Source organism: Methylobacterium sp. J-048, from assembly GCF_022829515.1.
Taxonomy (GTDB): Bacteria; Pseudomonadota; Alphaproteobacteria; order Rhizobiales; family Beijerinckiaceae; genus Methylobacterium.
In genome coordinates this window covers 29,786-44,225 of the sequence record NZ_JAKSYL010000105.1, presented here as the reverse complement: position 1 = coordinate 44,225, position 14,440 = coordinate 29,786, and the positions used below count along the sequence as shown (strand labels likewise).

At 70.0% G+C, this 14,440-nt stretch carries 15 protein-coding genes; 11 read left to right on the top strand and 4 right to left on the bottom strand.

All coding sequences use genetic code 11. The annotated features are described in order from the left end of the window. Window positions 1-85: 85 nt before the first annotated feature. From MKL09_RS08120 to MKL09_RS08100, 5 genes are all read left to right on the top strand, one after another. Window positions 86-3,409, top strand: coding sequence for a helicase-related protein (locus MKL09_RS08120; RefSeq protein ID WP_409566908.1), 3,324 nt, complete (start codon window positions 86-88; stop codon window positions 3,407-3,409). A 9-nt stretch (window positions 3,410-3,418) separates the two neighbouring features. After that, entirely contained in the window at window positions 3,419-3,712 is a 294-nt protein-coding gene (locus MKL09_RS08115) for an RNA-binding S4 domain-containing protein (protein WP_244019403.1), read from the top strand. A gap of 215 nt (window positions 3,713-3,927) precedes the next feature. Further along, window positions 3,928-4,266, top strand: a complete 339-nt coding sequence (gene fdxA / locus MKL09_RS08110) for a ferredoxin FdxA (protein WP_058190913.1) — start codon at window positions 3,928-3,930, stop codon at window positions 4,264-4,266. Window positions 4,267-4,823: 557 nt separating this feature from the next. Then, window positions 4,824-5,420, top strand: coding sequence for a CarD family transcriptional regulator (locus MKL09_RS08105; RefSeq protein WP_244019402.1), 597 nt, complete (start codon window positions 4,824-4,826; stop codon window positions 5,418-5,420). 332 nt (window positions 5,421-5,752) lie between these two features. Then, window positions 5,753-6,628 carry an RNA polymerase factor sigma-32 gene (locus tag MKL09_RS08100; protein ID WP_244019401.1) on the top strand — a complete coding sequence of 292 codons (876 nt, stop codon included), beginning with the start codon at window positions 5,753-5,755 and terminating at the stop codon, window positions 6,626-6,628. A 234-nt stretch (window positions 6,629-6,862) separates the two neighbouring features. Here the strand turns inward: MKL09_RS08100 and MKL09_RS08095 are convergent, their stop codons facing one another. The 3 genes from MKL09_RS08095 to MKL09_RS08085 form a co-directional block, all read right to left on the bottom strand. After that, entirely contained in the window at window positions 6,863-8,095 is a 1,233-nt protein-coding gene (locus tag MKL09_RS08095; RefSeq protein ID WP_244019400.1) for an MFS transporter, read from the bottom strand. A gap of 87 nt (window positions 8,096-8,182) precedes the next feature. Beyond that, complete coding sequence (locus MKL09_RS08090; RefSeq protein ID WP_244019398.1) at window positions 8,183-8,575, bottom strand: tautomerase family protein; 393 nt, start codon at window positions 8,573-8,575, stop codon at window positions 8,183-8,185. Between the two features lie 15 nt (window positions 8,576-8,590). Further along, window positions 8,591-9,151 carry a DUF4865 family protein gene (locus tag MKL09_RS08085; RefSeq protein ID WP_244019397.1) on the bottom strand — a complete coding sequence of 187 codons (561 nt, stop codon included), beginning with the start codon at window positions 9,149-9,151 and terminating at the stop codon, window positions 8,591-8,593. 91 nt (window positions 9,152-9,242) lie between these two features. Between MKL09_RS08085 and MKL09_RS08080 the strand changes: the two genes are divergently transcribed. The 3 genes from MKL09_RS08080 (at window position 9,243) to MKL09_RS08070 (ending at window position 10,885) form a co-directional block, all read left to right on the top strand. Beyond that, window positions 9,243-10,118, top strand: coding sequence for a LysR family transcriptional regulator (locus MKL09_RS08080; protein ID WP_244019396.1), 876 nt, complete (start codon window positions 9,243-9,245; stop codon window positions 10,116-10,118). A 182-nt stretch (window positions 10,119-10,300) separates the two neighbouring features. Continuing rightward, window positions 10,301-10,726 carry a hypothetical protein gene (locus tag MKL09_RS08075; protein WP_244019395.1) on the top strand — a complete coding sequence of 142 codons (426 nt, stop codon included), beginning with the start codon at window positions 10,301-10,303 and terminating at the stop codon, window positions 10,724-10,726. Window positions 10,727-10,729: 3 nt separating this feature from the next. Beyond that, the gene (locus MKL09_RS08070) at window positions 10,730-10,885 is read left to right on the top strand and encodes a hypothetical protein (protein ID WP_244019394.1); all 156 of its coding nucleotides are present in this window, start codon (window positions 10,730-10,732) and stop codon (window positions 10,883-10,885) included. A gap of 145 nt (window positions 10,886-11,030) precedes the next feature. Here MKL09_RS08070 and secB read toward each other — a convergent pair whose 3' ends face one another. After that, complete coding sequence (secB, locus tag MKL09_RS08065; RefSeq protein ID WP_244019393.1) at window positions 11,031-11,531, bottom strand: protein-export chaperone SecB; 501 nt, start codon at window positions 11,529-11,531, stop codon at window positions 11,031-11,033. A 339-nt stretch (window positions 11,532-11,870) separates the two neighbouring features. Between secB and MKL09_RS08060 the strand changes: the two genes are divergently transcribed. Genes MKL09_RS08060 through MKL09_RS08050 form a run of 3 tightly spaced genes read left to right on the top strand, consistent with a single transcriptional unit; the run spans window position 11,871 to window position 14,431 of the window. After that, the gene (locus MKL09_RS08060; protein WP_244019392.1) at window positions 11,871-12,587 is read left to right on the top strand and encodes a Tim44/TimA family putative adaptor protein; all 717 of its coding nucleotides are present in this window, start codon (window positions 11,871-11,873) and stop codon (window positions 12,585-12,587) included. Between the two features lie 18 nt (window positions 12,588-12,605). After that, complete coding sequence (locus tag MKL09_RS08055) at window positions 12,606-13,787, top strand: murein transglycosylase A (RefSeq protein ID WP_244019391.1); 1,182 nt, start codon at window positions 12,606-12,608, stop codon at window positions 13,785-13,787. After that, window positions 13,784-14,431, top strand: a complete 648-nt coding sequence (locus tag MKL09_RS08050) for a Smr/MutS family protein (RefSeq protein ID WP_244019390.1) — start codon at window positions 13,784-13,786, stop codon at window positions 14,429-14,431. Before MKL09_RS08055 ends, MKL09_RS08050 begins: the two co-directional genes overlap by 4 nt. The last annotated feature ends 9 nt before the right edge of the window (window positions 14,432-14,440 follow it).

Here is a 14,440-nt window from a genome sequence, read left to right as displayed (position 1 = left end):
CCGCCCGAAGGAACCGCCGACCATCGACGCGCCGCTCCGCTCCCTCTCCCGCCGGTCCCTGCCGCGCGACGCCCGCGCCCGCGGCGTGACGGCGGTCCTCGGGCCGACCAACACCGGCAAGACGCATCTCGCCATCGAGCGGATGCTCGCGCACCCGACCGGCATGATCGGGCTGCCCCTGCGGCTGCTCGCCCGCGAGGTTTATCTGCGCGTCGTCGCCAAGGTCGGCCCGGAGAAGGTCGCCCTCGTGACCGGCGAGGAGAAAATAAAGCCGGACCGGCCGCGCTACTGGATCTGCACCATCGAGGCGATGCCGCGCGACCTCGACGTGGCTTACGTCGCCATCGACGAGATTCAGCTCGCCGCCGACATGGATCGCGGCCACGTCTTCACCGATCGTCTGCTCTACGTGCGCGGCCGGGAGGAGACCCTGCTGATCGGCTCCTCGACCATGCTGCCGCTGGTCCAGGGCTTGATCCCCAACGTCCACACCACGACCCGGCCGCGGCTGTCGCAGCTGAGTTTCGCCGGCGAGAAGCGGCTGTCGCGCCTGCCCCGGCGCACCGCGATCGTCGCGTTCTCGGCGGAAGAAGTCTACGCCATCGCCGAGCTGATCCGGCGCCAGCGCGGGGGCGCCGCGGTGGTGCTGGGCGCGCTCTCGCCGCGCACCCGCAACGCCCAGGTCGAGATGTACCAGGCGGGCGACGTGGATTACCTCGTCGCCACCGACGCGGTCGGGATGGGGCTCAACCTCGATGTCGACCACGTCGCCTTCGCGGCGAACTGGAAATACGACGGCACCCGCTTCCGCAAGCTGACCCCCGCCGAGATGGGCCAGATCGCCGGCCGGGCCGGCCGCCACCTCGCGGACGGGACCTTCGGCTCCACCGGGCGCTGCCCGCCCCTCGAGCCCGAGATGGTCGAGCGGCTGGAGAATCACGATTTCGACCCGCTGCGCATCCTGCAATGGCGCAACCCGGATCTCAGCTTCGGCAGCCTGGAGGCCCTCCAGGCGAGCCTCGACGAGCACCCGCGCGAATCCGGCCTCACCCGCGCGCCCATGGGCGAGGACCAGCAGGCCCTTGAGATCCTGATGCGCGAGGACGACATCCGCGACATGGCGCAGAGCCAATCGACGGTGCGACGGCTCTGGGACGTCTGCGGCGTGCCGGATTACCGCAAGGTCCACCCGCAGGTGCATGCCGACCTGGTGGCGCAGCTCTACCGTTTCCTCATGAAGGGCATGGCCGGACGCATCCCCGACACGTGGTTCGCCGAGCACGTGGCGATGATCGACCGCACCGACGGCGATATCGATACGCTGTCCCGCCGGATCGCCCAGGGACGGACCTGGACCTTCGTGGCGAACCGCCCCGATTGGCTGCGCGACCCTGAACATTGGCAGGGCGAGACACGTCGGGTAGAGGACAGGCTGTCAGACGCCCTGCACGAACGCCTCGCGAGCCGCTTCGTCGACCGGCGCACAAGCGTCCTGATGCGGCGCCTGAGAGAGAACACGATGCTCGAAGCCCAAATTTCCGCCGACGGTGACGTCACCGTCGAGGGTCAGCATGTCGGTCACCTGCATGGATTCTTATTCGTCCCTGATGCCAGCGCCGAGGGGCACGAGGCCAAGACCCTGAGGAGCGCGGCCGAAAAGGCGCTCTCCGGAGAGATCGAGGCCCGGGCCGACCGCTTCGCGGCGACCGCCGATTCGACCCTCGTGCTCGCGCATGACGGAATGATTCGCTGGACCGGCGCCCCGGTGGCGAAGCTGACTCCCGGCGAGAAGCTGTTCGCGCCTCAGATTCGCCTGCTCGCCGACGACAGCCTGACCGGCGTGCATCGCGAGAAGGTCGAGGCCCGCCTCAATGCCTGGCTGAAGGCCATGATCGTGCGGCTGCTCGGGCCGCTGATGGAACTCGAGACCGCGGCCGATCTCGTCGGGCTGGCCAAGGGCATCGGCTATCAGGTGGTCGAGGCGCTCGGCGTGCTGGAGCGGTCGAAGGTCGCGCAGGAGATGCGCAGCCTCGACCAGGAGGGGCGCGGCGCGCTCCGCCGGCACGGCGTGCGCTTCGGCGCCTATCACATCTTCCTGCCGGCCCTGCTGAAGCCGGCCCCGCGGACCCTGGCCGCCCAGCTCTGGGCCCTGCGCAACGGCGGACTCGACCAGCGCGGCCTCGACGAGATCGCGCATCTCGCCGGCTCCGGCCGGACCTCGATCAAGGTCGATCGCGAGATCGCCAAGGGCCTCTACCGGGCGGCCGGCTTCCGGGTCAGCGGCGAGCGGGCGGTGCGGGTCGACATCCTGGAGCGGCTGGCTGACCTGATTCGCCCGGCCATCGCCTATCGCCCCGGCACCACGCCTGGCGCTCCGCCGGACGGCACGGCCGACGGCGACGGCTTCGTGGCGACCGTCGGCATGACCTCGCTGGTCGGCTGCTCGGGCGAGGATTTCGCCTCGATCCTGAAGTCCCTGGGCTACTCCCTGGAGGCCCGCCCTGGCCCGGCCATCACGGTGCCGCTGCTGCCCGCCGCGGCGACGGCGCCGGTCGTGGTCACCCCTGCATCGGAATCCGCGCCAACGGACGAGACCGAAGCCACCGGTCAGGACTCAGCCGGCGACGAGACGGACGCCGCCGCGCAGGCTGCCGATGCCGAGAGCTCTGGCGACGCGGCATCGGCCCCGGAGAACGCGGCGCCCAGCCTCGCCGCCGAGGCAGGTCCCGAAACCGGATCCGCTCCCGTTGCCTCGACGGAAGCCGAGCCCGTCGAACCCGTTGCCGAAGCCGAGCCGGACACGGTCCCCGCGGTGCAGACCGAGCCGGTCGAGGCTCCGGCCGAAGTCGCCCAGGCCGCCGAGACACACGAGTCGGAGACGATCCAGTCCAGCGAGACGGCCGCCGAGTCGGAAGCGACCGACACCGCGTCGGACGCCGAATCGACCGAGACCGACTCCACCGGTGCAGAGAGCGAGGCGCCGGCCGAGCAGGTCCTGATCGAGATCTGGCGCCTGCAGCGCCATCAGCGCCCGGCCCATCCCCGGCCGCAGAACCGCCCGCGCGGGGCAGGTCGCGGACGCGACGGTGGCCAGCAGGGCCAGCACCAGGGTCCCGGTCGCCCGGAGGGCACGCGTCCCGATCAGCAGCGGCGGGCCGAGGGCGCTGAGCGCCCCGGTAACGAGGGCGGACCCCGCACCGGGCGCGACCGCGGTCCCCGTCGCGAGCGCTTCGAGGGCGGGCGCCCCGAGCGCCGGGACGATCAGCGCAATGCCGAGCAGCGCCAGTCGGCGCCGCGTCCCGACCAGCGGCCGCCCCGGCGGGAGCGGGCTCCGGATCCCGACTCGCCCTTCGCCAAACTGGCCGCGCTGAAAGCACAGCTCGAAGCCGGCGACGGCGGGAAGCGCTGACGCCCGCTTATGCGGGAGGATCGGCAGCGGCTCGACAAGTGGCTGTGGTTCGCGCGGTTCGCGCGGACCCGATCGTTGGCCGCGCGCCTCTCTGAAGACGGTTTCGTGCGGGTGAACGGAACCCGGGCCGAGAACCCGGCCAAGGGCATCGGGATCGGCGACGTCGTGACGGTGGCCGCTCCCCACGCGACCCTGGCCGTGCGCGTGCTCGGCCTCGGCGAGCGGCGGGGTCCGGCCCCGGAGGCGCGGCTCCTCTACGAGGATCTGGCCGGCGTCCAGTCGGGGATCGAACCGCCCAAGTGATGAGCCGGCGCCACAGCCGCCGGTCGAGGACCGGGTCGCGCCCCCCTGGGACACCCGCGCGCTTGTCAGCCCGGGAGGCAGGGTCTAGAGCCCTTGGCTTCCGAAAGACTTGGTTCGACGCCAGGTTTTGCGGCGCACCATCGCAGCGCCACCTGGGCGTGCGGGCCTTCGAGGCTCCGCCCCGGCAGACCAGAATTTTGGGACGAAGACAGCCGATGACCTACGTCGTCACCGACAATTGCATCAAGTGCAAGTACATGGATTGCGTCGAGGTGTGTCCGGTGGACTGCTTCTACGAAGGCGAGAACATGCTCGTCATCCATCCGGACGAGTGCATCGATTGCGGCGTCTGCGAGCCGGAATGCCCTGCGGAGGCGATCAAGCCCGATACGGAATCGAACCTCGAGACCTGGCTGAAGCTCAATGCCGACTACGCCAAGAGCTGGCCGAACATCACGCAGAAGAAGGACGCTCCGGGCGACGCCAAGGAATGGGACGGCGTCGCCGGTAAGCTCGAGGCGCATTTCTCGGCCAATCCCGGCTCGGGCGACTAGAGCGCTCGCCGCCCGAGCGACCGGTTCGACGGGATCGGTTCTACAATCGGTCGCGTCGGTGCAGAAACGGGATAACCGATTGCCTCACGATGTTGCGATCCGTCGTTGGTCTCCCCGGCGCCTGTGGATCGTCGTCGAAAGCCGGATTGGCCTGCGTCAAGCGAAGCCCTGAGCCGCGGCCAGGTCATTCCGCTCCGGCCAAGCCGGTGTAAAACTCTTTCGAGGCCGCGCCCGGACCGCGCGCGCTTCTTCAGGGATGCTTTGATCTGCGCGCCGGATTGTGATACCCAATCCGCCTGCCGTCGCTCGCGCCAGACGTGCTCCCTCGGGCCGAAACGCCTTTTGCTTTCGTAACCTAGTGGGGTGGCACGCGAACGACCGCCGAGGGTGACTTCGGCGGATGTTCCGGTGTTTGCACGGTCGCGCCGGGGACCACCCGGATCTTTGCCCCGTGGGGCGAGGATTCCGGGAACGGCGAGGCAAACCGGGTGTCCCGCCCGGAAGAACACGGTTTTGCGCGGCGCGGAGCGTCGCGCGCCAGTGGAGGCCCTTCTCGCATGACCACAGCCAAGAAGACGACGACCGCAGGCCGGCAAGGCTTCAAGACCGGTGAGGCCGTCGTATATCCGGCCCACGGCGTCGGTCGCATCACCGCGATCGAAGAGCAAGAGATCGCGGGCTACAAGCTTGAGCTGTTCGTCGTCTCGTTCGAGAAGGACAAGATGGTCCTGCGCGTCCCGACCGCGAAGGCCAACAGCGTCGGCATGCGCAAGCTCGCCGAGCCGGAACTGGTGAAGAAGGCGCTGGACGTGTTGACCGGCCGCGCCCGGATCAAGCGCACCATGTGGTCGCGCCGCGCCCAGGAATACGAGGCGAAGATCAACTCGGGCGACCTGCTGGCCGTCACCGAGGTGGTGCGCGACCTGTTCCGCTCCGAGGCCCAGCCCGAGCAGTCCTATTCCGAGCGCCAGCTCTACGAGGCGGCCCTCGACCGGATCGTGCGCGAGATTTCTTCGGTCAACCGCATCACCGAGACCGAGGCGCTGAAACTGATCGAGCAGAGCCTGGCCAAGTCGCCGCGCCGCGCCAAGGAAGCTGAGCCCGAGGCTGAACCCGAAGGCGAGGGTGACGACATCCAGGAAGTGGCCGCCTGAGGCGCCCTTCCTCTACGGTGATACGAAGCCCGGCCCCGAGTGGCCGGGCTTTTTTTATGCTGACGCACCGGGCGCGCGATGCGGGATCGACCTGTCGCTTTCCCCACCGGTTCGGAGGGTCGGGGGCTGGACGACGCGCCGCCGAAACCCATGTTCTCTCGACGGAACACGAAAACGTGGCCGCCCCGCTGTCGCACTGCGAAGCGACGCGGCGGAACTTTCGTGTTTTGCCTCCCGTTGTCGGTTGCCTGGCGCCGCCCATCGGTGACGCCCTGCGGGTTGGACGCTCCGTTCGGCGCCGCAACAGCACTCGGCAACAAGAGGCAGGCGGGATGGCTGATATCGCTGGAATTCGTCGGCAGTTCATTCGGACTGCCATGGAGGCGCCCTTCCTGGCACGGGAAGAAGAGCGCGGCCTCGCCGTCCGCTGGAAGGACAACCGCGACGAGCGTGCGCTGCACCGACTGATTTCAGCCCATATGCGCCTCGTCATCGCCCTGGCGGGGCGTTTTCGTCACTACGGCCTGCCGATGGCCGACCTCGTTCAGGAGGGGCATGTCGGCCTGATGGAGGCCGCCGCCCGGTTCGAGCCGGAGCGGGATGTCCGGTTCTCGACCTACGCGACGTGGTGGATCCGGGCCTCGATCCAGGACTACATCCTGCGCAACTGGTCGATCGTGCGCGGGGGCACGTCCTCGGCCCAGAAGGCCCTGTTCTTCAACCTGCGCCGGCTGCGCGCCCGGCTGATGCAATCCACCGAAGAGCATGTCGGCGACGAGATCCACCGTCGCATCGCCACCGCCATCGGCGTCTCGCGCGACGACGTAGCTTTGATGGATGCCCGCCTCTCGGGCCCCGATATGTCGCTCAACGCCCCCGTCGGCGAGGACAACGACGCCTCCTCCGAGCGCATGGATTTTCTGGTCGACGGCGCTGCGCTGCCGGATGAGACCGTGACCGCCACGGTGGATGGTGAGCGGCGCCTCAGCTGGCTGCAGCAGGCGCTGACGGTCCTGTCCGAGCGCGAGCTGCGCATCCTGCGCGAGCGGCGCCTCGCCGAGGATCAGGCGACCCTCGAGGCTCTGGGCCAGCGCCTCGGCATCTCGAAGGAGCGGGTCCGCCAGATCGAGAACCGCGCCCTGGAAAAGCTCCGCCGCGCCCTGGCCGATCGCTTCCCTGCCGCCACCGGCAGCCCGCATATCGGCTGATCGTCCGCGCTGAGCAACGATGCGTGGATGGCTCGAATGAGCCCGGCCATACAGGCCGGGCTTTTCGCTGTTTAAGACCCGTTTCTCGAGCGACGGCGTCGATTCGACCGATGTCTGGAACTGCGTTCCGGTTTCAAAAGGTCGTCGACCTTTTGCGGGTGCAGGGCAGAGCCCTGCGAACTCGGGGCTCCGCCCCAAACCCCGCCAAAGGGCTGGAAGCCCTTTGAAATCCCATTACGCCCCCTGCACCGCCGCGCTGCGCCGCTCCCGCCGACGCCTGCGCCGGCCCGGCTCGGGGGTGGTATCGAGCCAGATCACCAGCGCCAGGGCCAAGAGCGCGGGCACGCCGAGGGCGAGGAACGCGCCGGTCCAGCCGAACAGCGTATAGGATAACCCGCCATACCAGCCCGATAGGGCGCCCCCGACACCCTGCACGGCGTTGACGCTGCCGAGCGCCGTCTGCGTGCGGCCGGAACCCCAGGTCAGATCGGCGACGATCACCGGCACCGCCACGCCGACGATGCCGGAGGCCACGCCGTCCAGGACTTCGGCCGCGATGAGCCAGACCGGATCGTCGATCAGGCCCGAGAGCACCGCCCGAACCGGCAGCACCGCGAAGGCCACCATCAGGAGCTGACGCCGTCCGCGCCGATCCGCCAGGGAGCCGGCGAACAGGGCCACCGGCACCATCACGAGTTGCGCCACCATCACGTAGCGGGCGGTCCAGGTCGTGGCGTCGGCGGCGGTGGCGACCAGCTTCTGGCCAAGCAGGGACAGCATGCCGCCGCTGCCGAGGTTGAACAGCGTCAGCGCCACGGTCAGGACCAGCAGGCGACGGTTGCCAAGGACCTGGCGGATGCCGCTGCGCTGCGGCTCGTCGTCCGCATCCTCCTGCCAGCCCACGGCGCGGCGGCGGTTCCAGGCGCCGGCCGGCGTCGTCAGGGTCGCGACGATCGCGGCGGCCGCCATGCCGCCGAGCACCCAGAAGGCGATGGCCGGGCCGAACGTGCCGGTGCCGAGGCTGATGCCCCCGGCGGCGATCAGGATGCCGACATGGTTGAAGGCCTGGTTGCGGCCCTGCTGCTTGGGGAAGCCGTCCTTCCCGACGATCCCGAGGGTCAGCGCCGCCACCGCCGGCAGCAGCAGGGTGCCTCCGGCGGCGGCGAGCAGCTGCGCCACCAGCACCGCGGAGAAGCTGCGCGCCGGCAGGAGCAGGAGCGTCCCCGCCAGGATCGCCGCGCAGGCGAGCGCTACCAACAGGCGCGGGCGTGGGAAGCGATCGACCAGCGCCCCGAACGGACCACTCAGGAACAGCGTCCCGAATCCGACCAGGGTGATGACGAACCCGACCCGCGCCGGGCTCCAGGATGCGGCCTGCGCCAGCCACGTCCCCAGGAACGGCCCGAGGCCGCCCTGGATGTCACCGATGAACAGGTTGATGAAAGCGAGATGCGCTGTGGGACTCATGCGATCCAGGTCTGGCGGCGGGACCCGGACCTGGACTCCGGTCTCGTTACGGTCAAGCCCGGCCCGGCGCACCCGCCTCCCGCGCCGTCAGGAGTCCGGCGGCCCGTATTGCATCAGCCCGTCGCCGAACGACCAGTTCTCGGGGGCGACCTCGACGAGGTTGATGAACACGTCGGCCGGCTTCACCCCCGGCCCGCGCCCGAGGTTGCGCGTGACGGCGGCGTAGAGCGCGCGCTTCTGGGCCGTGGTCCGGGTGGCATTGCAGGTGATCTGGATGATCACGAGACCGTCGCCGCGGTGGATGCCGAGATAGTCCGGCCCGTAGTGGAAGTTCGCGGTCTCGTGCTCGTGGACGAGGGCGAACAGGTCGCCTTCGGGCACCGCGAAGGTCTCGCGCAGGGCCGCATAGACGCCCTCCACCAGGGCGGTGCGGTGGGCCGGGTCGCTGCCGGCGCGCAGGGAGATACGGATCAGGGGCATCGCCTCACGCCTCGCTCATAGGCCGCGCAGGGCGGCGAGTCCGGGGGCTGCCAGATAGGCGACCTCGGCTTGGGGTCGCGCATCGGTTGGATCCGCGTGCAGGGTGAAGCGCGTCAGCCGCCAGGCCATCGGATCGAGCCCGGCCACGCTGGCCAGGATACCCGGTTGCGCGGCGAGGTCCCGGCCCCGGGCCTGCTCGGTCTCGCGCAGGCGGGTCAGATCCGCGTCGGGACCGACCGGCCGCATCTCCTCAGACAGGGCGACAGTCGTCGCGGCGGCCCCGAGGCTCACGTCGAACGCAAGCCAGGTCTCGACGTGCGGACGGCCGAAGCTCTCGATCACGGCGCGGAAGCCCGAACCGACGAGGAAATCGGCCGCGGCACCGGCGTCACGCCACAGGTAGAGCGAACTGTAGGCGTTCGCCGCCGCCCCCCGTACGCGTTCCTCGATGGTGACCGCCTTGAAGACGAGGCCGGGCATCGCATCCCAGGCGGGCGCGCGTTCGGCGATCCGCGCACGGATCCGCTCCATCGGATAATCGGCCGGCAAGCGGTGCCGGTAGCGGGCAACAAGCATCGTCCTCTCCTGGGTGGCACCGACACGGTTGCAGTCCATCGACATAAGAGCCAGATATCGCCGACAATATCTCTCATAACGGATGCTTGTGATGCTGCCCCGCCCCCTCGACCTCGACGGCGTCCTGGCCTTCGTGCGGGTGGTCGATCTCGGCAGCTTCACCCGGGCGGCCGAAGCCCTCGACACCTCGCAGGCGGCGATCAGCCTGCGCCTCAAGCGCCTTGAGGATCGGCTCGGGGAGCGGCTGCTCGACCGGACGCCCCGGCACGTGGCCACGACGCGAAAGGGCGAGCTGTTCCTGCCGGCGGCGCGGCGGCTGCTGGAAGCGCATGAGAGCGCCCTGTCGGAGATCACGGCCGACGTGCCGGCCCGGCTGTGCCTCGGCATCAGCGACCACGTCGCCGGCCCGGACCTGCCTGCCCTGCTCCGACGCCTCGGCCTCGACAGGGCCGGCCTCGTCACGGAGGTGCGGATCGTCCCGTCACGGGACCTCGCAGCCGCCTTCGAGGCGCCCGGCGAGGGCGGCTACGACGCGGTGATCCTGCGGACCGAGGAGCCGCCGGAAAACGGCGGGACGGTTCTGGCGCAGGAGCGCCTGGGCTGGTTCGCGGCGCCGGATTTCCCGGCCTCTCCGGCGGGCGAGCCCCTGCGGCTCGCGGGCCTGTCGGGACCCTGCAACGTCCGGGCGGCGGCGGCCCGCACCCTCGACGCGGCCGGCTTGCCCTGGACGGAAGTGTTCGTCGGCGGCGGCGTACTCGCCGTCGGTGCAGCGGTCATGGCGGGCCTCGCCATCGCCGCCCTGGCGCCAAGCACCGCCCCGCCGGGGGCCGTGGAGGTCGGCGCGCGCCTCGGCCTGCCGGAATTGCCGCTCACCTGGATCGTGCTCCGGTCCAGGCGACTGACCGGGCGCCCGGCGGAAGCGCTGCGGACGCTGGCGGCAGCCTATCGCGGTCCCGGCGGCCGCTGACGGCTCTCAAGATTCGCCTGCATCAGGTGAAAATTGAGGTCGCTGAAGGCCAATCAGTACGTCGCCGGAAGCAGCGCGGGACGTTACCTCGGCGCCTTGGCAGCCAGATCCCGTACAAACCAGCATCGGGGAAAGCCTCGCGACACCGCCACGGGACAGACTCGCGGTTCGGCGCCGTTCGCATGATCGACGCCGTCGGCCGAAGACGCAGCGGCAGACAGGACGGGACGATGTTCTGGGCAATCGTTGATGCGATCTACGATCGTCTAACGAACTCCGACCCATTTCCTGGATGGTCGTTCGTCGTCGGCATTATTGCTGGCGTCGTCATAGCCGTCGCGCTCGAGTGGTTCGGCCGATGGCGCAAGAAAGTGAATTCGGACGACGCCCTGCGAAAGCTCGACGCCAAAAAGCTCAACGAGCACCTGAAACTGTTCGGCAGCTTCACCAATACGCTTGGTGCGGCCATCATTGGCGCCGCCTTCATCGTCCCCTACATCGGGAATCACGCATCGCCCGATCAGGTGTCCGCGTGGGGGGTTGGCGCAGGCGCCCTCCTGCCACTTACGGGACAGATCATGCTACGGTTCATGCGAAGCGAGAGCTGAACGATGACGAACACGTCCCTGCTATTCCTCCTGGTCGGCGGAATAATCGGCGGTGGTTTCGCGTACTTCTTCCAATCCGCGCGTACCTTCGACCGCGAACACGGGCCGAAGCAGGATGGTGAAGCGAAACGCTCGGTTCCAGCCGCACTCAAGGGCTGAAGAGGCATTTTATTGAGCGCCCGCGTCTGCACCAAAGGCAGATGCCGATGCCGCATCGACCGGTGCTTCACGTAAAAACCTTGGAACCGTCCCCAATGCGACGCGATCGGGGACGGCTCGCAGAATGCCGAAGTGCCTGGGCTTGTCAGGAAGCAAGCGGGCCGCTGGCGCCCTGCGCTTCCACGGCCTTCTGGCGGTAGAGCGCGACGAAATCGATCGGGTCGATATACAGGGGCGGGAAGCCGCCGTTGCGCACCGCCTCGGCCACGATCTGGCGGGCGAACGGGAACAGCAGGCGCGGGCACTCGATCATCACGGCGGGATGAAGCTGGTCGGCCGGGATGTTGACCATCCGAAAAACGCCCGCGTACTTCACGTCGAAGGCGAACAGCACTTCGCTCTGGATCTTCGCATCGCCTTCCAGCGTCAGCTCAACCTCGAAATCGGTGTCGGAGAGCTGCTGAGCGGTGACGTTGACCTGGATGTTGATCTGCGGGCCCTGGCCTTCCTTGGGCTGAAGCGAGCGCGGCGCGTTCGGGTTCTCGAAGGACAGGTCCTTCGTGTACTGCGCCAGGGCGTTGATGGTCGGCGCGTCGCCCTGCGGCATGCCGCCGCCGTTGCCGTTGGCTGCCGGGGAGTCGGCCATGCGGATCATCCTTCTCGATGGGCCGGCAGGGCCGGCCCGGGTTGTCGCGGCGGAAGCCGCTGAACGGCACCGCGGAGCGGCCCGGAAGGCAGCGCCGCTAACACGCGCGTCGGGTACGGACAAGCAGCAGGCTGGCGTGGCGCTGGCGGCGGCGGTGTCCGCGCCCCATATCGGTTGCGGCACGGGGATCGCGGCGTTCCGCACCGGTACAACCGGCTCGCTCCGGGCGCGCTGGTCGGTTATGAGTCGCTGAGACCCGCGAGCGCTTTGCCGGCGCCGCACCGCGCACGACCTCGGCACGGGGCACGAGGTCCCGCCGCGGCCACCATCGGATCGGTGATGCAGGACAGTTTCGACGTTACGACGATCATCTTTCTCGCGCTCGCCGTCTTCGTGATCTGGCGCCTGCGCTCGGTTCTCGGCCAGAAGACCGGCGCGGAGCGCTCGCCGTTCAAGCCGGTGGATCGCAGCCGGACCGAGCCGCAGGCCCGCTCCGAGGGCGACAACGTCGTGCGGCTGCCCGGCGCCGACCGGGTGCAGCCCGTCCCGACCCAAGCCGCCGTGGCCGCGCGCGACTGGCGGGGCATCGCGGAGCCCGGCTCCGAGATCGCCCGCGGCCTCGAAGCCGCCGTGCAGGCGGAGCCCGGCTTCGACCCGCGCGCCTTCATCGAGGGGGCCAAGGCAGCTTACGAGACGATCATGATCGCCTTTGCCAAGGGCGACCGGAAGACCCTGCGGGGGCTCCTCTCCAAGGAGGTCGGCGAGGCGTTCGAGCGGGCGATCGCCGAGCGCGAGCGCAATCGGCAGACCCTGGAGACCACCTTCGTGTCGATTGACAAGGCCGAGATCGTCGCCATCGAGGTGCGCAACCGCGTGGCCCAGATCACCGTGCGCTTCCTGTCGAACCTCATCACCGCCACCCGCAACGCCGAGGGCAAGGTCGTCGACGGCAGCGCCGAGACCGTGGTCGAGGTGCCGGACGTCTGGACCTTCGCGCGCACCCTCGGCTCGCGGGACCCGAACTGGCAACTCGTGGCCACCGAGGCCGGCGCCTGATTTCGTGATCCCGTTGCCGTGCCAAACCTGCGTGCCTGGTCCGGAGGTTTCCCGGCCGTCCTTTTTGCGACGCTCCTAGCGGGTTCGGCATCGGCCGCCCCGGCCGAGGTCGGCGGGGCCGTTCTGACTCCGGTTCCGTTCGAGGCCCTACCGGGCTTTCCCGGCCCCGATCCTGCCGCCGCGCTCGATGCGTTCCGGCGGGTCTGCGCCGCCCCACCGCCGCCCACGCCGCAGCCGGCAGGTGTCGCCGGTAACCCGGCAGCCCTGTCAGCGACCTGCGCCGCCGCGGTGGATGTCGCGCCTGAAGCCGCGCCTACTTTCTTCCGGGATCGGTTCGAGGCGTTCCGGGTGGTGCGGCCGGGGGCCGAGCGGCCCGGCTTCCTCACGGGCTATTTCGAGCCGGAACTGGAGGGGTCGCTCACCCGGGAACCGGACTTCCCGACCCCGGTGCTCGCGCGGCCGGACGACCTCGTCTCGCTGGCCCCAGGCGAAACCCGGCCCGGTCTCGACCCGGCCCTGCGCGCGGCTCGCGCCACCACGGAGGGCTTTGCGCCCTATCCCGACCGGGCCGCGATCGAGGACGGGGCGCTGGGCGCCCGGGCGCGGCCGATCCTGTGGCTGCGTGATGCGGTCGATCTCCTGGTGCTGCAGGTTCAGGGCTCGGGCCGCGTCCGCCTTCCCGACGGGCGCGCGGTCCGGGTGCTCTATGACGGGCGTAACGGCCAGCCCTACACGGCGGTGGCCAAGCTGATCGTGCAGGAGGGTCATCTTCCGCTGAAGGGCCTGACGCTCGCCCGCTGGACGACGTGGCTGCGCGCGCATCCCGAGACCGCCCGGCGGCTGATCCGCGCCAACGCGTCCTACATCTTCTTCCGCCTCGCCCCCGTGGAGGATCCCGCGCTCGGGCCGCCCGGGGCCGCCAACGCGCCGCTGACGCCGGGGCGCAGCCTCGCGGTGGATGGCGGGCTGTGGCGCTACGGCCTGCCGTTCTGGCTCGTCGGACAGCTCCCGGGCGCCGTGCCGGGCGAGGCCGGCCGCCTCGTGATCGCCGCCGATACCGGCTCGGCGATCGTCGGCCCGGCCCGGGGCGACCTGTTCGTCGGGACCGGGGCGCAGGCCGGGATCGCGGCCGGAAACCTGCGCGACGCCGTCGACTTCGTGGTGCTGCTGCCTAAGTCCGCCCGCGGGGTCGCGCCGTGAGGCCGCCGCGCCAAAAACGCCGCCTCTCCGCCGGGGAGGCCCGGCTCTGGGGCGAGATCGCCAAGCTGGTGACGCCGCTGACGGGACGCGCGACACTGCCTTCCGAGGCGCTCCCTCCGCTGGTCCCGACCGCCACCATGCCACCGCTGACGGCACCGATCCTGAAGCCGACCGCGAACCCGACACCGAAAAAACTCCGTCCGAAGCCGCCGCCCAAGCCGTCGGCCGCACCGTCCCTCAAGGTCACTGCCGCCCCCTACCAGGCGCCGCCGCAGAGCCACACGCCGCCGTCGGGGCTGGAGCGGCAGGCCAAGATCGGGTTGCGCCGGGGACGTCTGGCGGTCGATGCGCGGATCGACCTGCACGGCATGGTGCAGGCGCAAGCCCATGCTGCGCTTACGGGATTCCTGTTGCGGGCGAGGGCCGCCGGGCATGCCTACGTGCTGGTCGTCACCGGCAAGGGCGGCCAGGACAAGGGCGGCTCGGCCTATCCCGACGCTTTTGCCGAGCGGGGTGTACTCCGGCGCAGCGTGCCGCACTGGCTGCGCGGCGCCGAGCTGAGCGGCATCGTGCTCGGCTTCGAGGAAGCGGCCCGGCATCACGGCGGCGGCGGCGCGCTCTACGTCAGACTTCGCAGACGTTGAGCGCCAGCC